Annotated in this window: 28 protein-coding genes; 6 read left to right on the forward strand and 22 right to left on the reverse strand. The window is 54.1% G+C overall.

Annotation, left to right across the window (positions count from 1 at the left end; genetic code table 11):
- Position 1: 1 nt before the first annotated feature.
- The 14 genes from flhD to flgB all read right to left on the reverse strand — a co-directional run bounded on the left by flhD (position 2) and on the right by flgB (position 12,796).
- A complete protein-coding gene (flhD, locus tag H7A81_RS06295) occupies positions 2–343 on the reverse strand; it encodes a flagellar transcriptional regulator FlhD (RefSeq protein WP_182057015.1) in 342 nt (113 codons plus the stop codon).
- A gap of 311 nt (positions 344–654) precedes the next feature.
- Positions 655–1,383, reverse strand: a complete 729-nt coding sequence (gene fliA / locus H7A81_RS06300; protein ID WP_182057036.1) for an RNA polymerase sigma factor FliA — start codon at positions 1,381–1,383, stop codon at positions 655–657.
- Positions 1,384–1,503: 120 nt separating this feature from the next.
- Complete coding sequence (locus tag H7A81_RS06305; RefSeq protein WP_182057016.1) at positions 1,504–3,141, reverse strand: methyl-accepting chemotaxis protein; 1,638 nt, start codon at positions 3,139–3,141, stop codon at positions 1,504–1,506.
- A 49-nt stretch (positions 3,142–3,190) separates the two neighbouring features.
- On the reverse strand, positions 3,191–4,087 hold the full coding sequence (gene flgL / locus H7A81_RS06310) for a flagellar hook-associated protein FlgL (protein ID WP_182057017.1): 897 nt from the start codon (positions 4,085–4,087) through the stop codon (positions 3,191–3,193).
- A gap of 11 nt (positions 4,088–4,098) precedes the next feature.
- Positions 4,099–5,733 (reverse strand): flagellar hook-associated protein FlgK, encoded by a 1,635-nt coding sequence (flgK, locus tag H7A81_RS06315; protein ID WP_182057018.1) that lies wholly within the window; start codon positions 5,731–5,733, stop codon positions 4,099–4,101.
- Between the two features lie 74 nt (positions 5,734–5,807).
- Complete coding sequence (gene flgJ, locus H7A81_RS06320; RefSeq protein ID WP_182057037.1) at positions 5,808–6,683, reverse strand: flagellar assembly peptidoglycan hydrolase FlgJ; 876 nt, start codon at positions 6,681–6,683, stop codon at positions 5,808–5,810.
- Positions 6,683–7,792: a flagellar basal body P-ring protein FlgI gene (locus tag H7A81_RS06325; RefSeq protein ID WP_182057019.1), complete on the reverse strand. Its 1,110-nt coding sequence runs from the start codon at positions 7,790–7,792 to the stop codon at positions 6,683–6,685. The genes flgJ and H7A81_RS06325 overlap by 1 nt, the downstream gene beginning before the upstream one ends.
- A 7-nt stretch (positions 7,793–7,799) precedes the next feature.
- Positions 7,800–8,480 (reverse strand): flagellar basal body L-ring protein FlgH, encoded by a 681-nt coding sequence (locus tag H7A81_RS06330; protein WP_052127487.1) that lies wholly within the window; start codon positions 8,478–8,480, stop codon positions 7,800–7,802.
- A 20-nt stretch (positions 8,481–8,500) separates the two neighbouring features.
- Positions 8,501–9,283, reverse strand: a complete 783-nt coding sequence (gene flgG, locus H7A81_RS06335; RefSeq protein WP_097118262.1) for a flagellar basal-body rod protein FlgG — start codon at positions 9,281–9,283, stop codon at positions 8,501–8,503.
- 21 nt (positions 9,284–9,304) lie between these two features.
- On the reverse strand, positions 9,305–10,042 hold the full coding sequence (locus H7A81_RS06340) for a flagellar basal body rod protein FlgF (RefSeq protein ID WP_182057020.1): 738 nt from the start codon (positions 10,040–10,042) through the stop codon (positions 9,305–9,307).
- A gap of 11 nt (positions 10,043–10,053) precedes the next feature.
- Positions 10,054–11,259 (reverse strand): flagellar hook protein FlgE, encoded by a 1,206-nt coding sequence (gene flgE, locus H7A81_RS06345; protein WP_182057021.1) that lies wholly within the window; start codon positions 11,257–11,259, stop codon positions 10,054–10,056.
- Between the two features lie 24 nt (positions 11,260–11,283).
- On the reverse strand, positions 11,284–11,961 hold the full coding sequence (locus tag H7A81_RS06350; protein WP_182057022.1) for a flagellar hook assembly protein FlgD: 678 nt from the start codon (positions 11,959–11,961) through the stop codon (positions 11,284–11,286).
- A gap of 12 nt (positions 11,962–11,973) precedes the next feature.
- Positions 11,974–12,378: a flagellar basal body rod protein FlgC gene (flgC, locus tag H7A81_RS06355; protein ID WP_097118258.1), complete on the reverse strand. Its 405-nt coding sequence runs from the start codon at positions 12,376–12,378 to the stop codon at positions 11,974–11,976.
- Between the two features lie 4 nt (positions 12,379–12,382).
- Positions 12,383–12,796 (reverse strand): flagellar basal body rod protein FlgB, encoded by a 414-nt coding sequence (gene flgB, locus H7A81_RS06360; protein WP_182057023.1) that lies wholly within the window; start codon positions 12,794–12,796, stop codon positions 12,383–12,385.
- 213 nt (positions 12,797–13,009) lie between these two features.
- Between flgB and flgA the strand changes: the two genes are divergently transcribed.
- The 3 genes from flgA (at position 13,010) to H7A81_RS06375 (ending at position 14,497) form a co-directional block, all read left to right on the forward strand.
- Positions 13,010–13,699, forward strand: coding sequence for a flagellar basal body P-ring formation chaperone FlgA (gene flgA / locus H7A81_RS06365; protein WP_182057024.1), 690 nt, complete (start codon positions 13,010–13,012; stop codon positions 13,697–13,699).
- Positions 13,700–13,762: 63 nt separating this feature from the next.
- The gene (gene flgM, locus H7A81_RS06370) at positions 13,763–14,041 is read left to right on the forward strand and encodes a flagellar biosynthesis anti-sigma factor FlgM (RefSeq protein ID WP_182057025.1); all 279 of its coding nucleotides are present in this window, start codon (positions 13,763–13,765) and stop codon (positions 14,039–14,041) included.
- A 12-nt stretch (positions 14,042–14,053) separates the two neighbouring features.
- The gene (locus tag H7A81_RS06375) at positions 14,054–14,497 is read left to right on the forward strand and encodes a flagella synthesis protein FlgN (protein WP_182057026.1); all 444 of its coding nucleotides are present in this window, start codon (positions 14,054–14,056) and stop codon (positions 14,495–14,497) included.
- Positions 14,498–14,533: 36 nt separating this feature from the next.
- Here the strand turns inward: H7A81_RS06375 and fliT are convergent, their stop codons facing one another.
- Genes fliT through fliD form a run of 3 tightly spaced genes read right to left on the reverse strand, consistent with a single transcriptional unit; the run spans position 14,534 to position 16,740 of the window.
- Positions 14,534–14,833, reverse strand: a complete 300-nt coding sequence (gene fliT / locus H7A81_RS06380; protein ID WP_182057027.1) for a flagellar protein FliT — start codon at positions 14,831–14,833, stop codon at positions 14,534–14,536.
- The gene (gene fliS, locus H7A81_RS06385; RefSeq protein ID WP_034826350.1) at positions 14,823–15,224 is read right to left on the reverse strand and encodes a flagellar export chaperone FliS; all 402 of its coding nucleotides are present in this window, start codon (positions 15,222–15,224) and stop codon (positions 14,823–14,825) included. Before fliS ends, fliT begins: the two co-directional genes overlap by 11 nt.
- A gap of 10 nt (positions 15,225–15,234) precedes the next feature.
- Positions 15,235–16,740, reverse strand: a complete 1,506-nt coding sequence (fliD, locus tag H7A81_RS06390) for a flagellar filament capping protein FliD (protein WP_182057028.1) — start codon at positions 16,738–16,740, stop codon at positions 15,235–15,237.
- 267 nt (positions 16,741–17,007) lie between these two features.
- Here fliD and H7A81_RS06395 point away from each other — a divergent pair, with 267 nt between their 5' ends.
- From H7A81_RS06395 to H7A81_RS06405, 3 genes are all read left to right on the forward strand, one after another.
- The gene (locus tag H7A81_RS06395) at positions 17,008–18,450 is read left to right on the forward strand and encodes a flagellin (protein WP_182057029.1); all 1,443 of its coding nucleotides are present in this window, start codon (positions 17,008–17,010) and stop codon (positions 18,448–18,450) included.
- Between the two features lie 358 nt (positions 18,451–18,808).
- Positions 18,809–19,573: a helix-turn-helix domain-containing protein gene (locus H7A81_RS06400; protein ID WP_182057030.1), complete on the forward strand. Its 765-nt coding sequence runs from the start codon at positions 18,809–18,811 to the stop codon at positions 19,571–19,573.
- Positions 19,545–20,063 (forward strand): hypothetical protein, encoded by a 519-nt coding sequence (locus H7A81_RS06405; protein WP_182057031.1) that lies wholly within the window; start codon positions 19,545–19,547, stop codon positions 20,061–20,063. The genes H7A81_RS06400 and H7A81_RS06405 overlap by 29 nt, the downstream gene beginning before the upstream one ends.
- A 10-nt stretch (positions 20,064–20,073) precedes the next feature.
- Here the strand turns inward: H7A81_RS06405 and fliR are convergent, their stop codons facing one another.
- From fliR to H7A81_RS06430, 5 genes are all read right to left on the reverse strand, one after another.
- On the reverse strand, positions 20,074–20,853 hold the full coding sequence (fliR, locus tag H7A81_RS06410; RefSeq protein WP_182057032.1) for a flagellar biosynthetic protein FliR: 780 nt from the start codon (positions 20,851–20,853) through the stop codon (positions 20,074–20,076).
- Entirely contained in the window at positions 20,853–21,122 is a 270-nt protein-coding gene (fliQ, locus tag H7A81_RS06415) for a flagellar biosynthesis protein FliQ (RefSeq protein ID WP_097118247.1), read from the reverse strand. Before fliQ ends, fliR begins: the two co-directional genes overlap by 1 nt.
- A gap of 10 nt (positions 21,123–21,132) precedes the next feature.
- Complete coding sequence (gene fliP / locus H7A81_RS06420) at positions 21,133–21,864, reverse strand: flagellar type III secretion system pore protein FliP (RefSeq protein ID WP_182057033.1); 732 nt, start codon at positions 21,862–21,864, stop codon at positions 21,133–21,135.
- Complete coding sequence (gene fliO, locus H7A81_RS06425; protein ID WP_182057034.1) at positions 21,861–22,151, reverse strand: flagellar biosynthetic protein FliO; 291 nt, start codon at positions 22,149–22,151, stop codon at positions 21,861–21,863. The genes fliP and fliO overlap by 4 nt, the downstream gene beginning before the upstream one ends.
- Positions 22,151–22,309 (reverse strand): FliM/FliN family flagellar motor switch protein (locus H7A81_RS06430; RefSeq protein ID WP_182057035.1); only part of this gene is annotated, 159 nt, incomplete at its 5' end. The genes H7A81_RS06430 and fliO, both read right to left, overlap by 1 nt.

Raw genomic sequence — 22,309 nt, forward strand, 5'->3', positions numbered from 1 at the left:
CTTAATCCACAGCCATAGGTTCTTTATTAAGTGAATTAAGCAAATCCGTCGACAAGATAATGCCAGTGTGAATTTTCTGCAGTGCCTCAATCCGCGATTCTTTCGTGAGATTCTCAATCAAGACTTCATCATCAATGCGTAAGCGGCAAATAAATTGATTGGTCGAGGCCAGCTTCATCAATTGGGGTAACGTCAGCGCCTTCAAATTATCAGTGGTGGACTCCGATAATCCAAGGCGAAAACCTGCCGCAAATTTATCCTGTCGAATTAATTGTTGCGCCAGTAGAAGGTAAGATAAATTCATATCGTGGATATGCTGAAGATACTCATCAAAGTCAGACATTGATAACACCTTATATTTATCGTGCAAAGCAGAGGTCATTAAGAGAGGAATATCCATTCCCCATGTGATGCTGATAATCGTGTGGTCGTAGGGTGAACATTCTTGTGACTATCGATCATCCCAACAGCCGACGATTTAGCCGCATCCAGCAATGAAAAAATGATAGCCATCAGAATTTTCCGTAACAATACGTCAGAAAAGCCTCACACAAACAACCCAACTAACCACATGATTAATAACGATAATAACATTATTAATTGTTATTAATTATCGATGATGCCCTTTTACAACATTGCAGGTGCTGCATCACTTTAGATTGCTCCATCATAATCCATTCGACTACGCAAACGTTTTATTGCCAGACTGTGAAGTTGACTCACTCGTGTTTCCGTAATGTCGAGAAGCAAAGCAATCTCGCGCATATTGAGATCATAGTGATAATAAAACTGTAAGATGCGCTGCTCCCGCTCAGGAATATAACGTACGTAGTCAGCAATACGCTCAATCAAATCCTCCTGAATAGAGTGATGCAGGGGGTTCAGCAAGGCATGTTCTTCATCAGCTTGTTCCCAAAGATCGGCATAATGCTCTTGCAATTCATCCATGGAAAAAAGTTGGCTGTTGTTATTATCTGCCAGCATCTGTTGAAAATCCCGCAGCGATACGCCCATTCGTTCGGCAATATCTCTTTCACTGGCACTGGCGCCCTGCTCCTGTTCAATTATCTGGATAACCGCAGATATCTCACGCGAATGGGTTCTGACCCGACGCGGCACCCAATCACGTTCTCGCAATTCATCGATTAACGCCCAGCGCACGCGTTGTGTAATCCAGGCGCTGAGCGTGACGCCTTTCTTCGCGTCATAACTGTCAACCGCAGCAATAAATCCTATCGCACCTGCCTGAATGAGATCATCGAACTCGACGCTAGCCGGTAATCTTTTTTGCAGGCGTAACACTTCCTGCCGCACCAGATAATGGTAGGTTAGCCACAGTTCGTTTTTATCATTCAGACCGGATGCGTTATATAACCCATCCATATTGCCACCCATCTGATAGTCTTGTTATTAATTATCAGCTGAGCGTTATTATTTATATAGCGCAATAAGCTCTTAGTACCTGGGCTATTTAATCTCTTTATTTCACTAATGGGTAATACGTTAGAACGATTCCCACTGCGTATTCTCTTTTTCCGATATCAGATCCTGATGGCGGTTATTCACTTTATTGACCAAACGAGCCGGTTGTGCGGAGCCTTCATGACTTAACACAAACTGTGCCACCAGCTTCTCCAGCGCGTCGGACTGCGCTTCTAATCCACCAGCCGCCATCGCGGCTTCTTCCACCATCGCCGCGTTCTGTTGAGTCACCAGATCCATTTCGTTTACCGCCTGCGAAATCTGGTTGATACCGGTGCTCTGCTCATCTGACGCTGAGGTAATTTCCCCCATAATCTGCGTCACCTGCGCCACCGAGCTGACGATATCCTGCATCACGACGCTGGCCTGGTTCACCTGGCGCGATCCCGTATCCATATTGCTGACGCAGGTGTGGATCAGCTGATTGATCTCTTTGGCTGCATCAGCGCTGCGCCTGGCGAGGTTACGCACCTCTTCAGCCACCACCGCGAAACCACGTCCCTGTTCACCGGCGCGTGCCGCTTCGACTGCGGCATTCAGCGCCAGGATATTGGTTTGATTAGCAATGCTGTCAATCACGCCGTTGATATCGGCGATTTGGCGCGAGCTGACGGTGATCTGCGCCATGATCTGCTCCAGACTTTGCATCACATTGCCGCCCTGCTGCGCATTGTCGCTGGCACTAACCGCCAGCTGGCGCGCGGTGTGGGCGTTGTCGGCATTCTGCCGCACCGTGGTTTTGATCTCCTCCATACTGGCGGCGGTCTGCTGCAACGAGGCTGCCTGCTCCTCGGTACGCGCAGAGAGATCGCTGTTGCCCTGGGCAATTTCCTGCGCATTGGTATGAATGTGCTGCACACTCTCACGAATACTGAGAATGGTGCCGGTCAGCGACACGCGCATCTGCTCCAGCTCGCTCAACATAGTGCCGATTTCATTGGCGCTGCCGATCTCGACGCGGCGGCTCAAATCACCTGCCGCCACGCGTTTCAGCACCTCAACCGTGCCTTCCATACGACGCACCAGCGTCTTGCGCAGCCAGATACGCACACTTATCAGTAAGAGTGCCGCCAGAACGGTGACGCTGATACCAATCACCAGCATGGTGCGGTAACTGCTCGCCGCATGGCTGACATACTCCTGATTCTGCTTGAAGTTAATCTGGTTATAGCCCTCAATGCGTTGATTCAATGTGGTGCGCAACCCCAGCTCACTTTCCAGTGAACCGCGATAACTCTCCTGGCGCTGGAGCTGATCCAGTTTAATCTGCACCACGTCATACACCGCTTTAAAGGCGGTGTTCACCTCTTCGGCGACTTTGGTTTCCTCTTCGCTGTTGAACGGTGAGCTCATAAACTGCTGCATATCTTCTTCAGCGCTTTTCAGGATCAGCGCCGTGGTTTGCAGCAGCGTTGGCGAGGCCGTTTCTCCCTGCGCCTGCAGCAGCATAATGCCGTTGGTGTTAGCCAGTGCTGCACTGATGTTATAGGCAGCATCGCGCATCTGATTATTGCTGTACGAAGCGATCTGTATTTTATTAAAGTTCTCGTTATTGGAATAAGCGTTAAATAACGAAAAGGTGACGGTAGAAAAGAGGACGACAGCAAACAACACGACAATCAAGCTGACCGCAGTATAGATTCTTATTTTATTAAACATAGGGTTCACTCTCGCGCTACACGATGATGTTAAAAACAGAAGGGTAAATTTAGAGTTTATTGAACAAGTTCATTTTTTGCATCGACTGAAATACCATCATCGATGCATTTAACGCATATTCAGACATCTTCGAATCCATAATTAGCGATGTCATGGTGCCGTAATCTGCGCCAATCGCATTTTGTACTTTGACGATGGTGTCATTGATCAAACTCTCACCGCTTAAATCGAGGCTATCAAGTTGCTGCAGATGGGTGCCCAGTTCAGCCTGCGCTTTGCCCAGTCGATCCATGCCTTTGTCGACCGCCTGGCTGGCGGCGCTCAGGGCTTTCTCCAGTTCGTCTCTGTCAATAGGATCACGGCTCAACTCCGCTACCGCCTTATCCAGATCGGCAAAGATGTCACCAAATACCGCATCGCCCAGCCGGCTAACTGACATGCCGGTGCCATCTGCCACGGTTTGATGGCGTGCTTCGCTGCCGCCCTGATAGTTGCCTGCCGCATCAAAGGGTGCAGTATCACTATGATAACCTGAGAAAATATAGCGTCCCTGACTGTCGCGCGTATTAGCAAGATCGAATAAGGTGCCGCGAATGCCGGATAACTCTTTTCCCAGCGCAGCGCGGTCTTCTGCGGAATAGGTATCGCTTTTCGCCGCGATGATTTTCTCCGTCAGGCTGGTAGTGATGATACTGCCGACGCTGCTGAGAATACTCTCCTCGTGCTCCATGGCACTGCGCGCGCCGGATCGCACGCTGCGGTACAACTCCAGTTTTGCCAGCGCGTCCTGGTTTTTTACCGCATCGGTGGCACCTTGCGGATCGTCTGATGCGCGTAACAGTGATTTACCTGCCGAGAGGCGCAAGTAAATATTGTTATTCTCACTCACACGCTGCGACATACTTTCCGCATTCTGTTTGAACATATATAAAGTGCTTAATCGCATCGCTGACTCCTTTATTTAATCGATAGCAGCGTGTCAAATAACGTGGTGGCGGTTTGCAATATTTGACTGTTGGCCTGGTAGTACTGCATAAACATCTGCATATTCACCATCTCTTCATTCATATCCACGCCGCTCAGCGACTGTTTGGTGTTGAATTTGTCATCGAGATCTATTTTGGCCGATTCCAGTCCGGAATTAACCGCGCGCGCATTGGAGCCGATGGTGCCAACCAGTTGGGTATAGGCATCGGTGAGCGTATTTTTGCCGATCAGTTTTTCATCCTGAATTTTCAGCATCAGTTCCAGATTTTTGTTATTGGAACTGCCGCCAGCAGGATCATCAGAGGCGGCAAACTTGCTGGCGCTGTCCAGTGCTCGGCCAATCCCTTCAGCAGCACCGGCCATCGGATTGAGGCTAAAGCTGTCGCCCGCATTCACGCCAGCAGGCAGATCGATTTCCACGCCGTCAAATGACAGCACGCCGCCCGTCACCGTCGCCGGAACCGTGCGACCATCCGCACCGGTAACATGCCAGTTCGTGCCATCAAAGCTGACGTTATAATCTTCGGCATTCACCGCTTTGTAGTCGGTAACGCGGATGGAATCGAGCCTGCCGCTGCCGGTGTTTTGGCTATTAGCGAGGGCTTTGATCTCCGGCAGCGAGAACAGATCCTGACCGGGATTGCCGTCCGCATCGAAGCCCGCATGGTGCTGTTCGTTTAAGCGGCTCGCCATCATAAAAGCGATCTGGTTCAACTCATTGCGCGCCACCGCCAGATCGTCATTACGGAACTTAAATAATCCGGCGAGACGGCCTTTGGTGACGCTGGTTTCACTCAGTGGCTCAGGCTTGCCATTGTGACCCACGTAAGAGACCACGGTTTTATTGGGATCGCTGGCGGACGGCGAGGTTTGTAACTTATAGGCGCGATCGCCGGCGATAAGGGGGCGCCCATCAGGCAGTGTCACATCCACACGGCCCGAGGCTTTGTCTTCAGTGACCTCAACACCCAGTTGTTCGCTGAGCTTTTCCAGCAAGCCATCGCGTTGGTCCAGCAGATCAGCGGGGGGATTACCGCCCTGCGCCTGCACTCGCTCCAGCTGTTTATTGATATTGGCTAACTGGTCGCTGTAGCTGTTGATGTCCTTCACGCTCTGCTCAATGTGCGTGTTGGTGCTTTTCTCCAGCCCAGTGAGTTTTTTACCGCTGTCGTTAAAGCGCTGCGTTAATACACCCAGCGCACTAAATAGTGCGGAACGCGCTGGCCCATCAGAAGCATCACCGCTCAGCGTGGCCATGGCCTTGAACAGATTGTTAAGTGAAACCGAGACGTTGTCGGATTCGTCGCCGAGCATGTTGTCGATTTCAGACAGTTGCTCCTGTCGCCCTTTCAGCCCGGCCCAGTTGCTGATAGAGCCGCGCAGTTGTGAATTGGCAAATGCGTCATAAGCGCGATCGACGCCATTCACCTGGGCACCGTAACCAAAAAAGCCCAGCGAGGTGTTCATGCCGCCTGATTCACCAATCAAAATATTGCGGCGGCTGTAGTTGTCGGACATGCCGTTTGTCAGATTGCTGCCCACCACACTCAGGGCCGCCTGACCGGTGCTTAAACCACTTCGGGCTAAATTAAACAGGTTGTTCATCGCTATCCACCGCTTGTCTTTGAGGTTGCTCTCTACCTTTCATCGGTGATTCGCCGATTCTCTAAAACACCGGATTAAAATATTTTCGTCAGATCACTTTGATAGGCGGCAGCAGGTTGTTGCAGCGTGGTCTTAACCTTATTAATCAGCGAGATAAGCTTCTGCGCATAAGCGGGATCGGTGGCATAGCCGCTGGATTGCAGGGCGCTAGCACCCTGCTCCGCTGAGGTGGCGCGCACCACTGACTGGTAGCGTGCGTTGTGACTTAACAGCGCGGCATAATCGCCCAGCCCCTGCTCGTAAGAGTCATAGACGCGAAATACCGCTTTTACCTGCTGTTTCACGCCATTGATGTATTCGCTGGTGGTAATTTCACTGGTTTTTCCCCGCCAGCCCGCGCTGGCTTTGATGCCAAACAGGTTATGACTCGGGGAACCATCGGCGGCCGGAATTTCACGCTGGCCCCAACCCGACTCCAGTGCCGCCTGCGCCACGATCAAATGTGCATGCAGGCCGGTTTGCTGCGCCACCCGCTGCGCAGCAGGCAGTAAGCGTGCGATAAAGGGATGCGTGCTTTCAGTCTGAGGAGAATAGGCCAGCGGCGCGGGTAAGCGCAGTGGACCACTGGCGCGGCGCAGCGGCGGGATCGGGGAGCGCATATCGCCACCACCTGATTGCCGTACAATCATTTCGGCAAATCCCAATTGGCCACTTCGGGCGATTTCCTGCGCCACCTGCTGGTCGTGCATCGCAGTAAACATGTCGGAAGCCGCGCTGTGCATCAGTTCATCTTTGAAGGTGGCATCGCGCATGCTCTTCATCATCATCTGCACAAAAATGCCTTCCATCTGCTGTGCAGCAGCCTGCAGCGCTTCAGGTGAGGAGCGCTTTGCTTCGCGCTTGAGCGCATCCAGCGAACGCAGATCAAATGCCGGACGATCGGCGATCATCATTCGATCTCCAGACGCGCGCGCAGGCAGCCCGCATTTTTCATCGCCTGTAGTATCGCCATCAACTCATTCGGCGTAGCGCCTAAGGTATTTAACGCTCGCACCACATTGTTAAGATCGGTGCTGCTGCGTACATTTTGCAGCGCACCGCCGCTATCACGCACCGAGATATCCGTTTGCGGCGTCACCACCGTTTCACCGCCGGCAAACGGCGTGTTGGGTTGGCTGACCACATTACTTTGCGCCACTTCTACCGACAGCGATCCATGCGCCACCGCGCAGCTCTCCAGCGTAACGTGGCGATTGATCACCACCGATCCGGTACGCGAGTTGACCACCACTCTGGCATCCTGCACCGCCACGCGTAGCGGGATGTTCTGGATATTGGCGAGAAATCGCACGCGGGAAGGGCCATCAGCGGGCGCAAACAGGCGCACCGTGCGCGCATCTTCCGCGATGGCCGCTCCTCCGCTGTAACGCTGATTGATGGCATCGCTGATCTGCTGCGCCAGCGAGAAATCGGAGTGATTCAACTGCAAACGCACCACGCTCTGCTGAGCGAAATCATTCGGCACTTCACGTTCAACGGTGGCACCCGCACTGATTCGGCCGCCATTCAGTTGATTGACTTGCACGCGGCTGCCGCCTGCCTGCGCACCTGCGCCGGAGATCAGCACGTTGCCCTGCGCCATGGCGTAGATCTGGTTGTCGGCGGCCTTCAGGGGCGTCATCAGCAAGGTGCCACCGCGCAAGCTTTTGGCATTGCCCAGTGAAGAGACTAAAATATCCAGTTTTTCACCGGGTCGCGCAAACGGCGGCAGCTCCGCGGTCACCATGACCGCCGCAATATTTTTGAGCTGCATATTGGTGCCAGGCGGCACAGTAATACCGAGCTGCGACAGCATGTTTGTCAGGCTTTGCCCGGTAAACGGTGCCTGCATGGTTTGATCGCCGGTGCCATCCAGTCCCACCACCAGCCCATAGCCCATCAGCGCGTTAGAACGTACGCCCTGCACGGTGACCAGATCGCGGATACGTTCGGCCTGTGCGGCGGGCAGCACGCTAACTAACAGCAGGCTGACAATACAAACAACAAAGGCTCTGTTCATGGTGATCTCAGAAAGGTGAAAGGTTGAGAAACAGGCGTTGCAGCCAACCCATGGTCTGGGCTTCATTGATATAGCCATCACCGACATATTCGATGCGTGCATCCGCCACCTGCGTGGAAGGCACGGTGTTGCTGCCGCTGATGGTGCGCGGGTTCACCACGCCGGAGAAACGAATGAATTCAGTACCCTGATTGATGGCGATTTGCTTTTCGCCCACCACGCCAAGATTGCCGTTGGGCAGCAGCTGATTCACCGTGACGGTAATGGTGCCGGTAAAAGTATTACGCGCCGCCGCACCGCCTTTGCCGCTGAAATCGTTCTTGCCTTTGGCATCCAGATCCCACTTGCCGTCACCCAGCCAGCGGTTGAGTTTGTCCGGCACCGACAGCAGCTCCATGCCCGCCGAACCATTACGATTGGCATTGGCCGAGGCACTTTTGCTGGCGCTGACGTTTTCCTGCAGCAGGATGGTTAAGGTGTCACCCACGTTGCGCGGGCGCCGATCCTCGAACAGCGGCTGATAGCCGTAATTCATGCCCTGCCCCGCCATGAACAACGAACCGCCGCTGGCGAACGTTGCCATCGGTAACGGAGCGGCCGAAGTCGGCCCCGCTACCAACGGCTGCTGTAAAATATGTGCACAGCCGCTCGCCAGCAGCGCGGCACTGACAATCACCACACGTCGCATGTTGATTCCTGTGTTGAGCACTACAGCTGCGTGAGGCGTTGCAGCATCTGGTCAGAAGCCGATACCGCTTTGCTGTTGATCTCATAGGCGCGCTGCACCTGGATCATGGTGACCAACTCTTCCGCGACGTTGACGTTGGAGGTCTCAACGTACTTTTGCTTTAGCGAACCGGCATCTTCCATGCCCGGATTCAGCTCGTTCGGTGCGCCAGATGACTGGGTTTCGCGGTACAGATTGCCGCCCACGCTTTCCAGCCCGGCTTCGTTGATAAAGGTCGCCAGGGTTAGTTGGCCGATTTGCTGTGGCTGCGCCTGACCGGGCTGCGTCACGCTGACGATGCCGTCATTGCTAATCGACAGGGTTTTCGCATCCGGCGGGATCACAATTCCCGGCTGCACCGGATGGCCCTCCGCATTCACCAACTCACCGTTCTCGTTTTTATCGAAGTGCCCATCGCGGGTATACGCGGTGCTGCCATCGGGCATTTGCAACTGGAAGAACCCTTTGCCCTCAATCGCGACATCGGTTTCATTGCCGGTTTCGTTATAGCCACCCTGGGTGTGGATCCGCTGCGTCGAAACCGGACGCACGCCGGTGCCCAATTGCAAACCGCTGGGCAACGTGCTCTGTTCCGAGGCCTGCGCACCCGGCTGACGCAAGGTTTGATACAGCAGATCCTGGAACACCGCGCGCTGGCGCTTGAAGCCGTTGGTGTTAACGTTGGCGAGATTGTTGGAAATGACATCCATATTGGTCTGCTGCGCTTCCAGACCGGTTTTTGCAATCCATAACGATCGGATCATTGAGATCTCCCTGGCAGGCGCTTAGCCCACGCTTAATAACTGATTGGCTTTCTGCGCGTTTTCATCAGCGCTGCGGATCACTTTCATGCTCATGTCGAAACCGCGCGAGTTGGCGATCATCTCGGCCATGGTGTGCACCGGGCTGACATTACTGCCCTCCAGCGCTTCCGGACTGAGACGCAGCGTCTCATCCTGCGCCAGCGCATTCCCGGTTGCGGCACGGAACAGGCCATCATCGCCATGCCGCAACTCGCTCATCTGCGCACTGACCAGCTTGATACGACCGACCGGCACCACAGCGGTGGCATCATTGCCAGCACCCAGCGCGGAAATCGTGCCATCGGCGGCCACGGTGACGTGCGATTGCGGCGGCACCGTCAGCGCCGCGCCATCGCCCATCAGCGGCCTGCCGTTGACGCGCAAGCCCCCTTCGTTGTCAACCTCGATGTTGCCGTTGCGGGTGTAACCCTCGCTGCCATCCTCTAACGCCACGCTAAGCCAGGCGTTTTGCGGCAGCGCCACGTCGAGACTGCGTCCGGTGTGGGTAATCGGCCCCATGCTGCTGTCATGCATCGGGGTCGAAGCCGCCACCAGCGCACGCGTGGGCAGACTGTCACCGTTGACTGGTACGGCGCGAAAGGCTGCCAGCTGAGCGCGAAAGCCAGCGGTGGAACTGTTTGCCAGATTGTTGGAGGTCACGGCCTGGCGGTTTAACGCCGCCTCCGCGGCCGTCATGGCGGTATAAATGGCGCGATCCATCGTCGATGTCCTTAACGCAGGTTAGCTAGCGTTTGCAGCAGTTCGGATTGGGTTTTGATGGTCTGGGAATTGGACTGGTAGTTGCGTTGATAGATGATCATGTTGACCATCTCTTGCCCCATATCGACGTTTGAACCCTCCAGCGAGCTGCCTTTAAAACTGCCAAAGCTGCCGCTTCCGGCAATGCCAAGGAAGGGTTGACCAGAGCCTGGGGATTCCGCCCAGGCATTGCCGCCCTGAGGCGACAGACCGCCGCTGTTGGGGAAATCAGCCAGCACAATCTGCGCCACGGTCTGTTTTTTGCCGTTGCTGTAGGTGACCACGATCTCGCCGTTATCACCGATGACAAAGTTTTGATATTTGCCCGGTGCCTGGCCATCGATCTGATTAAGCTTGATGCTGCTGTCACCGCTGTATTTGGTGATAGCAGAGAGATCCAGATTGATATCCAGCGGCTCCGATCCATTCAGCGACAGACCTTTGATGTTGATGTTGGCATCCGGCATGTCGATCTGGCCGCTGGAGTTGAATTTCAGCTCCAGTTCGCTGTAACCGGCGGGATCGGGCGCAGTTTCATCGCGCGCATAGGCCTTCCATTCCCCCTCCGCAGTCTGCACAAAGTAGAGTTTGATAGTGTGCTTATTGCCGAGGCTGTCAGTGGCTTCAATCTGGCTGCTGTAGTTATAGGTCTTTTGGTCTTCGTGATTAAACGGGTCGGTGATGACGTTATCGTCGTCTGCTTTCAGGTTGCCGTTCAGTGAGCCTTTGGACGAGGCATCCGGCGGCATATCGTCAGTGGGAATGCGGATTTTTCCCACCGGCGCGCCGGGTTCAATGGTCGGCGGCGTACCGGTCGCCTGAAAGCCAGTGAGGAACAGGCCATTGCTCTTGTTGTAGATATTGCCGTCAGCATCACTGTCGAACTGACCGTTGCGCCCGTAAAACACGCCGCCGGCCTCGTTCTCCATGCGGAAGAACCCGCGCCCACTCAGCGCCATGTCCAGCTTGCCGCCGGTGAAGTTGATCCCGCCGTCAGCGAAGTTCTGGTTGACGTTGGAGACCTGAACGCCCAATCCCATTGAGCCGGCGAAAATATCGGAGAAGGTGATCGAGCCGCTTTTGAAGCCGCTGGTTTGCGAGTTGGCAATGTTGTTACCCACGACATCGAGGGCTTTGGAGGCGGCGTTGAGGCCGCTTAGACCTTGTGAAAAGCTCATAATGATTTCCCAGAAAGTGAGGCACTATTTTTGGATCACCACCACATGGCCGATGCGGATAGGATCGTGGTCAAGCAGATGCAGCAACGCGCCGTCCGGCGTGATGGTGACGCCCTGCACCTGTTCCTGAATCAGCCCGGAGATTTTTGGCGGCTCACCGTCAGGGTTTTTCGCATCAAAGCTCAGGGTGTATTCCCGGTCTTGCTGCGGGCCGGGTTCCGGCTGGAAGTTTTGTAAATCGTCGAGGGTGAAGGTATTCACGCCCGCCTTCACGTTCTTCAGCTGTGCGGTGTAGCTGTTGCCTTCAGCATCGGTGAACGTGACGGTGACCGTTTCGGCTTCGCCACCCAGCAGGAAGCTAAAGGTGTCGTTCGCCTCATCCCCCTCTTCAGCGCCACCAAACGACACTGTCGGGTCGCCCTCGATCAGAATGCTGCGGCCGACCCATGCGGCGGTGCCCATGCCGCCCAGTTGCGCCATCAGCGCCTGTACATCCGCCACTGAGCTATTGAGTTTTTCGACGCCCGCCGCCGTGGAGAACTGCGCCAGCTGCGAGGTGAGCTGATTGTTGTCCATCGGATTGGTGGGATCCTGGTTTTGCATCTGCGCCACCAGCAGTTTCAGAAAGCTGGCGCTAAGATCGCCTGCACTGCTGCCCGATCCGTCGCCGCTGCCATTGTTGTTATTGACCTGAGGTATCACGGTTGCACTTCCTTATTGGCCGAGAGTGAGCGTTTTCTGCATCAGCGCTTTGGCGGAGTTCATCACTTCGACGTTGGCCTGATAGCTGCGTGAGGCCGAGAGCGTGTTGACCATCTCGTGCACCACATTGACGTTGGGCATGCGCACATAGCCCTGCGGATCCGCCAGCGGATGGCCCGGCTGATACTCCAGACGTTCAGGTGCACTGCTCTCCACCACCTCACTGACCCTAACGCCGCCGATCTCACTGCCCGGCGCGGCATCCACGCGAAACAACACCTGGCGGGCGCGATAGGGCTGCTGATCGGGCCCCGCCACACTGTCGGCATTGGCCATATTGCTGGCGCTGACGTTGAGCCGCTGCGATTGCGCCGCCATCGCCGAACCGGCAATATCAAATACGCTAAATAACGCCATTTATTTACCCCTGACTCAGCACGGTCATCATTTTCTTTATATCCGCCCCAAGAAAAGTGAGGCTGGATTGGTATTTCATAGCGTTATCTGCAAAATTAACGCGCTCGCGATCCATATCGACGCTATTACCATCGGCACTTGGCTGATCGGGAATGCGATATAACAGGCTATCGTCATTAAAATTTGTCGATTGCGCCGCAATATGACGGTCTGCGGTTAATGACAAAGACACCGATGATTTACCAGCAGCAGGAGATGCCATGGCACTTTTTAACTGTTGAGAGAAATCGATATCCCGTGCCAGGTAGCCCGGCGTATCCGCATTGGCAATATTGGCCGCCAGCACGTCCTGACGGCGAGAGAGTATATTGAGCGCATGCTGTTGAAAGCGAAACGCCTCATCGAGTTTAGTGTTCATAATAAGGGAGATCCTGCCTCACGTTATCCAAACATCAGCAGTCTAATCAGGAATAATGAAATATCACACTGTGAAGAGTGCACAGAAATAGGGGTTATTAGTCTGTTAAATACATACCCGGTTAATTACCTTCAAAAACGAGACTATTTAGCTCGTTTGAATATTCATTATTCCATTTATCATAACGGGGATGACGATATAAAAGGCATCCTGATGAGACATGATGTTTTACGCCCGATCATTTTATTTCTCGTAGCCCTTTCCGCGCCGGCGCAAGCCAGCACTGCGGCTGAGCAGCGCTTGCAGCCTAAGCTGGATGCGTTATTAAAACTCCCCGATAACCAGGGTGAGATTGTGCGCAGCGCAACGCTGCTGGCGACGTCAGAACAGCTGGCAGCCCTGTGTGATGCGCCCGTATTGAGTCTGGCGGGTAAAGATTCGCGTCTAACCGGTAGGCGAACGCTGGTCGCACGCTGTGGTGCGCGAAAGCACTTTTTAGCCATCCGTATTCACGCTCAGGGACGCTGGTGGGCAGCACGAACGTCTTTGCCTGCCGGACATGTGCTGCAAGCGGGCGATATCGTGGCGCAGCGTGGCGATCTGGCCGGTCAACCTGCGGGTTTGATCTTTCATCAGCGCGATATCCTCGGCCAGCGCCTGATACGTGACGTTGAAGCGGGCAAGCCGCTGTTATCTCAGCAATTGCGCCAGCCGAGGTTACTGCGTGCCGGTCAGACGGTGGAGGTCATCACACTCGGCGAGGGATTTCGTGTGCGCAGTCAGGGCAAGGCGCTGCATCATGCGGCGGAAAACGACACGTTGCGAGTGCAGATGCGCAATGGACAGACGCTAAGCGGGCTTGTCAGCGCCGGCGGTTTGGTGGTGATCTTGCTAACACAATAATTTTTAGATTTCTCAGCGATCTCCGATGTAATGGCTATACAACCTATTGCTTTCGAGGATCCCATGATTGACCGAACTCAACCTGTTTCACCCATTGCGGGCACCCATGAGCTACCTGCCCGCTCCACACCACAATCACTCCGCGCCCGCCCGGATGCGGAGCGTCAAAGCACCGTGAGCCTGAGCAGTGTGATGAAACAGCTCCAGACGGACGATAGTCGCGATGTGAATGTCGCACGCGTTGCCGAACTGCGCACCGCACTGGAAGCCGGTGATTTGCCGATTGCCGCAGAAGAGATCGCGCGCGGCATGGTGCACTCCCTTATCTCGCCACAACAGTGAGGTGTTTAAGTGATGGAGACACTGCATACAACACTGCTTCAGATGAAAAGCACGCTGGAGGAGCTGGATGCCATTATGGTGGCCGAGGCGAACCAGCTTGATCGCCCCCAGATTAACCCTGTGGCGCTGCAGGTGCTCACCGACAGCAAGAGTCAGTTACTTGCGACCTTGCAGCATCACGATGAGATGCGGATCCAGCAGGAGACACGCTTAGCCATTGCCGCGCCCTATCCGCATCGCGTGCAGTTGTTTGTGTGCTGGCAGCAAATCACCGAACGCGTCCGTCGCAGTAAGGCTTTGAATAGTGAAGTTGAGTCACGTTTACAACATCATCTGGAGAAAACCCAGCGGGTACAGAAGGTGGTGGATCAGGTGGGGCATCATCATACGCTATACGGGTCTGACGGAGAGTCTGGCCCAGCTGTGGTGGGTAGGAAATACGATATCAGTGTTTAGGGAGGCTGGGTGCGGACTCACGCCAGCACCCATGTCCTACAACACCGCATAAGCACGGGCAGACTGGCGAGATTTACGCAGCGCGGCGATCTCACCGTGCAGCGCTGCCAACCGAGCCGGAATGCACTGCATCAACTGCGCATCCTCCGCCAGTAACTGCGCTAAACACACTGCATCCGCCTGACTGAAATCACACGCACACAGCGCTTTCATCCGCTGTGTATATTCCACAATCTCCTCGCTAAACGCCTCCCATCCTTCCTGTTGCGCCAGTGCGCTCAGCCGCTGGTTCAGTGCCAGCAAGGCTTGAATCTGCTCTTTCACATCACTGAGCATATTTCACCTGCGGATCGATGGCTTTCCAGGTATCGGACATCTCCACCATCAACGTAATGAGTTGCGGTAACGACTCAGCTGATTGATTGACACTCGCCAACAGCAAATTGCGCGACACATATTCATACAGCCGCTCCAGATCGGCGGCGATCTGCCCGCCCACCTGATGATCAAGCCCGGCACGCAAACCGTTATCAATGATGTTAATTGCACGCGAGATCATCTCGCCTCGCCGGGCAACATTGCCGGTTTGAAAATAGATCTCAGCGCGGCGCATGGCATTGATCGCGCCTTCGAACAACAGCGCGATCAGCTGGTGCGGTGTTGCGCCGCTTACCTGGCTCTCTAATGAAACCGCAGAATAGGCGCGGTTACCGGTTTGACCGTACATCGCCCGTTCCTCAGCCTAATCCTGCCAGCGCACCCTGCAACTGATTGCTCATTGCCTGCATATCCGTCATCGCTTTATCCAGACGCATAAACTCTTTCTGCTGGCGCTTCAGGCTCTCTTCGATGCGCTGTTCCATACGCTCGATCTGCTTCGCAACCCGCGCTTCTTGATCTTTAAGCCCTTTAACAGTCGAAGCGATGGTGCCTTCCGTTTTGGGGATCGACTCGTTATCGCCCAGATAACTTTTGAACACCTCGCTCATCTGGCCCTTGATGCCCTGCGCACCGTCTTTACCAAGGAACAGCGCTTCCACCTCTTTCGGGTGCTCTTTCAACGCGGCATCCAGCTTTTTACTGTCGATACTCAGCGTGCCCAGCGTGGCGGTGCGATCTTCGCCGGGCTTCAACTCCTCGAACTTCACGGTGATACCGATTCTGGCTAGCGAGTAATACAACTCGCTCGACTCACCATAGTTGCCGCCGGCAGCCGATTTCATCTGGCTATTCAGACGGCGTAAGGTGCCATCGCTGAACAGTGGGCCATTTTGCTTGTTCTGCTCATCGGAATTTTTTTCCGGTGGCTTATAGGTGCTGGCGCTGGCGGAAGTACTGAGGAAGCTGTTGTAATTATTGATGAACTCCTCAATCAGGCTTTTCACCTTTGAAGTATCCGCCGTCACTGACAACGTTTCAGGCTTAAACTGACCGGGATCGTCCGGATCTTTTTCCGAGACTTCACGCAGCTCAAAAGTAATGCCTTCAATCGCATCGCTGATAGTGTTTGAACTGCGCTCCACCGTGATGCCATCGATTTTCATCACCGCATTTTGCGCTGCGCTGATCTGCTTCATGCGGGTTGGATCGTATCCTGGCTCTCCCGGCACGTTGGCGGCTTTGGGATCGTAGTTCAATACACCAGCCAGCTGGCTATCTCCGCTAACTTCCATCTTGATTTGGCCGTCACTGCCGGTTTTTTTCGAGGTCACCACCAGCTGGAACTTGTCGCCTTCGGCAGGCATCACTGAGGCGCTGACATCACCATTTAGCGCATTGATCTTTTTCGCCACTTGCGCCAGCGAGGTTTCATCGTCTTTCAACTCCACCGACAGCGGTTTACCGCTGCCCAGCGTGATGGTCAGAGTGCGCGTTGCCGAGCCATCTCCCAACTGTGCGCTGTTACTGTCCTGCTCCGGCGAGCCAATTTTGTGTGCTTTTGCCAATTTTTCGACAATCACTGAATAGCTGTCGGGAATTGCGCCTTTACCGGCGGTGGCTTTGAAAGCTTTATTATCGCCAATGCTGACACCGTTAAAACCTTCATCCTGCAGCTTATCCAGATTCGATTTTAACGAGGCCAGTGAATTAGAGATTTTTCCCCATGACGATACCTGGCCATTAAATTTACTCTGCTTATTTAAATAGGGATTCAGCTTCTTGCTCTCCCCATTTTTTATCTGCTCCATCAGTGCGGGGATATCTAAGCCGGATCCGCCCAATCCTGAAATAGGTGTCGTCATTTTTAAATTCCTTAATTCATCGAGGGTATCAACTCTTCCCATCGGTGCCGGCAGGATTTCGCTTAATAATTTACACAATGATTTTCATCCATCGTCTTAAGTCTCGATATAGCGGCAAACCTGTCGTGATTTTTTGCCTTTGCATGAAAAAGCAAAAAATTATTTCAGCACCTGATGGCTGCCCCGATGAATAAGGTATGCGTCACCTCTCACGCATATTCCCGCTGCCACGCTTAAGCAGCATTCACTGGAAAAAGGATATCGATTATGGCCCAGGTCATTAATACCAACGCACTGAGTCTGATGGCTCAAAACAACCTGAACAAATCACAGAACTCACTGGGAACAGCGATTGAGCGCCTCTCTTCGGGCCTGCGTATTAACAGCGCCAAAGATGATGCCGCCGGTATGGCCATCTCTAACCGCTTCACCTCATCGGTGCGCGGTTTAACGCAGGCAACGCGTAATGCCAATGACGGCATTTCACTGGCGCAAACCACTGAAGGCGCGCTGGAAGAAGTGAACGAAAACCTGCAGCGTATTCGTGAACTGACGGTGCAGGCGAAGAACGGCACCAACTCCAAAGAAGACCGCGAGTCGATCAAAAAGGAGATTACCGCACGTCTGGATGAGATTGGCCGTATCGCCGAATCCACCAACTTCAACGGCGTGAAAATGCTGGATGGATCGCAGGAAAAATTGTCGATTCAGATCGGTGATAAAGATGGCCAGACCATTGATATCAAGCTGCCGAAGATGGCGCTGGGTTCGCTGGGTCTGGATACCTTTGCTAAAGACTTTGAGAAAATCATCGACAGTCTGCCGATGGACTCGAAATTTACTGCTGCAGGAAGTCTACGCGGTGTGGATGAGCAGTTTGCCGTTCCGGGTATGGCTGAGCCCTTCGAACTGAACGATGTTGAACGCGCGAAGATCACCGCACTGGTCGGCGGTGCAGTGGCCGATACCGAAGTGGTGACCATGGAAGACAGCAAAGGTAATCTGCGCTTCTTCGCTGCTGACAGTGCTAATCCAGGCAGCGCAGTTGAATTGGATATCACTTTCCAGGCGAACGCCACGCCAGGCGATCCTTCTGAAATTGACACTATTGCGGTGAAAGAAAAAATCACCACGCTCGACTTCGACATTCTTAAGAATGGCCCAAGCGATCTAAAGAACCTGAAAAATCAGGGCATCGGCGCGCAAATCGGTAGCAAACTGATTGATGAAGCCACGCTGAATCAGATGTCCAATGACATCTTCGGTGCCGACATGGCGGATACCGAGATGCAGATCTTTAAAGCCGACAACGGCAATTACTTCGCCGTCAACAAAGACGGTGAAGTGAAATCCTTTACCTGGGATGATGCCGCAGGCGGCGCTACCGCGGTAGCTGATGCCAGTGCGCGTGATACTCATGAAGTGCAGAAGGTCGCAAATCACCTGTTGGATCGCCTCGATAGCGCCATGACCGACGTCAACAGCTTCCGCTCGGATCTGGGTGCGATTCAAAACCGCTTTGGCTCGATTATTGCCAACCTCAACTCCACCGTCATCAACACCAGCGAAGCGCGTTCGCGTATTCAGGATGCTGACTTCTCAGTCGAAGTCTCCGCCATGAGCCGCGCCAACATCCTGCAGCAAGCGGGTGTTTCGGTGCTGTCGCAGGCAAATCAGGTGCCGCAGAACGTCCTGAGCCTGCTGCGTTAATCTGTGCATCTCCTTAATTGCATTCAGCGTGCAATTTTCGCCCTCCCCGTGGAGGGCTTTTTTGTTTGTGCACGCGACTTTCCGATGAAAAATATTAATCATTTTTACCCGAACAACTAACGTGAAGCGGCCATTAGCCTTGTTAATTATCAATAAAAAATAACCATATAAATCTTACGGGTTAGATCAAATAAATAACCTTAATGATTAAGAGGATTTTGGGTGGCTTTCGGGAAAATAAACGCGGGAGGGCGGTAAAAATCTGGCACTCTTTAGCCGCAAAAAATGGGATCGGTTAGCGCAAAAATAACATTAACAACCGACTCGCTCTTTACCCTAATTGATAGACGACTTCTCTATGCCTAACACAATCTTGCTTGGTCAGGCGGCCAGATTAGATCGACGTACGCGCATCCTGAGCCGGACGCTGGATAATATGTCCGTGACGCTGCCCGCCAGCGCCGCTCGCTGCCTGTATGCACTCGCGGAGGCGCACGGTGAAGTGCTGACGCATGAACAGCTGATGGAGATTGGCTGGCGTCGTGCCGGTTATGCCGCCACCGATAACAGCGTGCGCGTGATGATCAATAAACTACGCCGTGCGTTGATGTCGCTGGAGCTTGAGCAGCAGATTAGCCTGCTGGCCGTCACGCGCAGCGGTTACCGCTTAATCATCAATACGCCGCCAGCCGTCGAGCAACCCGCCGCACTGACAATGCCCCTTTCGCTACCGGCACGGAGCCCGCTGAATGGGCGGCGAGTAGCAGGCGTCACCGTCGCCGGCATCACTGCCGGGTGTCTGGTGGCTTTACTGGTGCAACATTTCTTTCTGCTCACGCCAAAACCGATTGATTTTGTCAGCTGGCAGGGGCCGTCCATCCCTGTTGGCAGCAGCGTCTGGGTGCCGAAAGGACACCTAACTCAGCACGCCTTAATTGAAACCACGCTGCGTACCTATCGCCGTTATGTGCTGGAGGCGAACCCGGATAAACCCGCCGCCAGGGTGCTGTACGTCACCCTCAGTTCAGCCAACAATCCGCAACATCAGGGTGTGATTGCGTGCCAGCAACCCTTCGAGGAAGCGAATAATGTGTGTGAATCGTTCTATTTTCGCGTCAATTAAATCCCCGCTGCTCTGGCTGTTTATCGGGGGCTTTGTACTGGCTTTTAGCGCGGTCATCGGACGCTGGCTAATCACCACCACACAGCAGTCCCAATGCCTGTTTCCGCTGGCGTTTTATGACATCAAAAGTGAGCGTGAATGGGTGCTGACGCAGGGGATTTACCGCAGCTATCGCGATGGCTTCAGCCAGGGCCATCTCAGCTATCTCGGCACGCTTTCGCGTTTCAAGGATGGGCAGTTGACGGCACCGCTCACCCCGATTCATCGTGCGGTGTGGTTTAACGGTGAGTTCAACCACAACCTGCTTAAAATCACCGTCACACAACACAGCCGTGGCCTGGGTGACAAAAGCCGCGATGAGGACGTGCAAAAGTATGTCTTCCCGCATTGGCAGGCAGGTGATGTCAGTGTGATTGCCCTCTATCTGTTCAATGGCCGCGTGCTGGCCTCTGGCACAGAGAGCGTGGCGCGCAATGTCTGCATCAGGTAGCCAGAAATATCTAGCGTAGCGCGGCTAACAGCTGTTCAAGATCAGCAAACACGCGTGCGGTGAGGTGGGTAAAAAAGGGTGGCAAGGTATCGCCCATCAGGAACAGCGCCAGCATGCCTGCCCCTAACGTCAGGGGAAAACCCACCACGAAGATCGAGAGCTGCGGGGTTAAACGGTTCAATAACCCCAGCGTCATATTGATACAGAGCAACAGCGTGATAATCGGCAATCCCAGCATCAATCCCTGACTGAAGATCAACCCGCCCTGCATCACCAGATAACGGAGGCCACCCGCGTGCAGCGGTTCAGCATTCACTGGCAGGCTGGTAAAGCTCTCTGCCAGCAGCGCCAGCAGCCAAAGATGACCATTGATACTGAGAAACAGCAGCATCGCCAGCAGGTTGAGCAGACGTGATATCACCGGCGTGTTGCCGCTATTAGGGTCAAAAAAGGTGGCGAAGGAGAGTCCCATCTGCATGCCAATGATCTCGCCGCACAAACGCACCGCAGCGAAAAGCAGCTGCAGCATCAGACCGAGCGCGGCACCGATCACAACTTGCTTCACCACCAGCCAGGCACCGTGCCACGACATCAACGCCACCTGAGCATCTTCCACGCTGCTGGCAATCAGCAAGGCGATAAGCAGCGCCAGTGCGGCACGCAGCCGTTTACTGATTGCCTTCTCACTGAAAATCGGCGCGACAAACAGTAGCGCAGCCACGCGCACCATAATAAAAAACACGTGAGCAATCTGCGCGGTCAGCAGCTCAAACGGGATGCCAAACGCCATTAGCCGATCGCGAATGAGATGCTGGTGAACACCGTGCGCATGTATTCAATAAAGATTTTCAGCATCCACGGACCCAGTAACACGGCAACACCGACAATCATCAGGATCTTCGGGATAAAGGTCATGGTCATTTCATTGATTTGAGTGGCGGCCTGCATGATGCTGATCGCCAGCCCGGTGACCAGTGCGGCCAGCAGCAACGGCCCGGCAATCATCAACCCTACCTTTATCGCCTGCATGCCCAGCACCATCACACTTTCAGGTGTCATTCGCGGCTCCTTAGCTGTAGAAACTTTGTGCCAGTGAACCCAGCAGCAGCTGCCAGCCGTCGACCAACACAAACAGCATCAGTTTGAACGGCAGCGCGATGGTGGTGGGTGGCACCATCATCATGCCCAGCGCCATCAGAATACTGGCGACCACTAAATCGATAATTAAAAACGGGATGAATATCGTGAAGCCAATCTGGAAAGCGGTTTTCAATTCGCTGGTGACAAAGGCAGGCACCAGAATACTGAGCGGCACTGCATCCGGCCCGCTCATCGGCGGCGCTTTGGCGATACGTGCAAATAGCGCGAGATCCGCTTCACGCGTTTGATCCAGCATAAACGCGCGCAGCGGTTTCACCCCTTCCGCCAACGCTACTTCCATGGTGATGCTGTTGTTTTGCAGCGGCTGCCACGCTTTTTCGTAGATTTGGTTCAGCACCGGCGACATCACGTAGAAAGTGAGAAACAGTGCCAGCCCGACCAGCACCTGATTTGGTGGTGCGGTCGGCGTCCCAAGCGCATTACGCAGCAATCCCAGCACAATCACGATGCGGGTAAAGCCGGTCATCATCAGCAAAATACCGGGAATGAAGGTAAAACCACTGAGCAACACCAGCGTCTGCAGCGGCAGTGTCCAGCCCTCTTCGCCGTTGGGTCGGGCGATGACAATGTCGCTGTTGGCGGCCCCGGCGCTGGCGGCGGTGAAGAGCAGCAGCAACGCTATGACTGCGCGCCCTTTCATCGTTCGTCCTTAGCTTGAGGTTGCGGTGATTGGCTCAGGCAGGTGATTTGATGTGCGGTGATGCCAAGCAACAGCCGCTGCTCACCGATATCCACCAGCACCAGCCGCTCGCGTGCGCCGAGCGAGAGACGCGCCACCACGTTAATGGCCGGATGGCTGCGTTGATAACGCTGCAGCCAGCCGCTGCGTTTCGCACTCCACGCCAGCAGCAGCATCAGTAAAATCACCAATCCCAGCGCACCGAGCAGCGTCATAAGCAGCGAATCATCCGCAGAATGCGTGATCATTAGCGGCTTAACCGGTGCATACGCTCGGACGGCGTGATGATTTCGGTGATGCGAATTCCAAATTTATCCGACACCACCACCACTTCGCCCTGGGCAATCAGGTAGCCATTGATCAGGATATCCAGCGGTTCTCCCGCCAGACCATCCAGTGTCACGAC

This window comes from Pantoea sp. ME81 (assembly GCF_903970985.1).
Taxonomy (GTDB): Bacteria; Pseudomonadota; Gammaproteobacteria; order Enterobacterales; family Enterobacteriaceae; genus Pantoea; species Pantoea communis.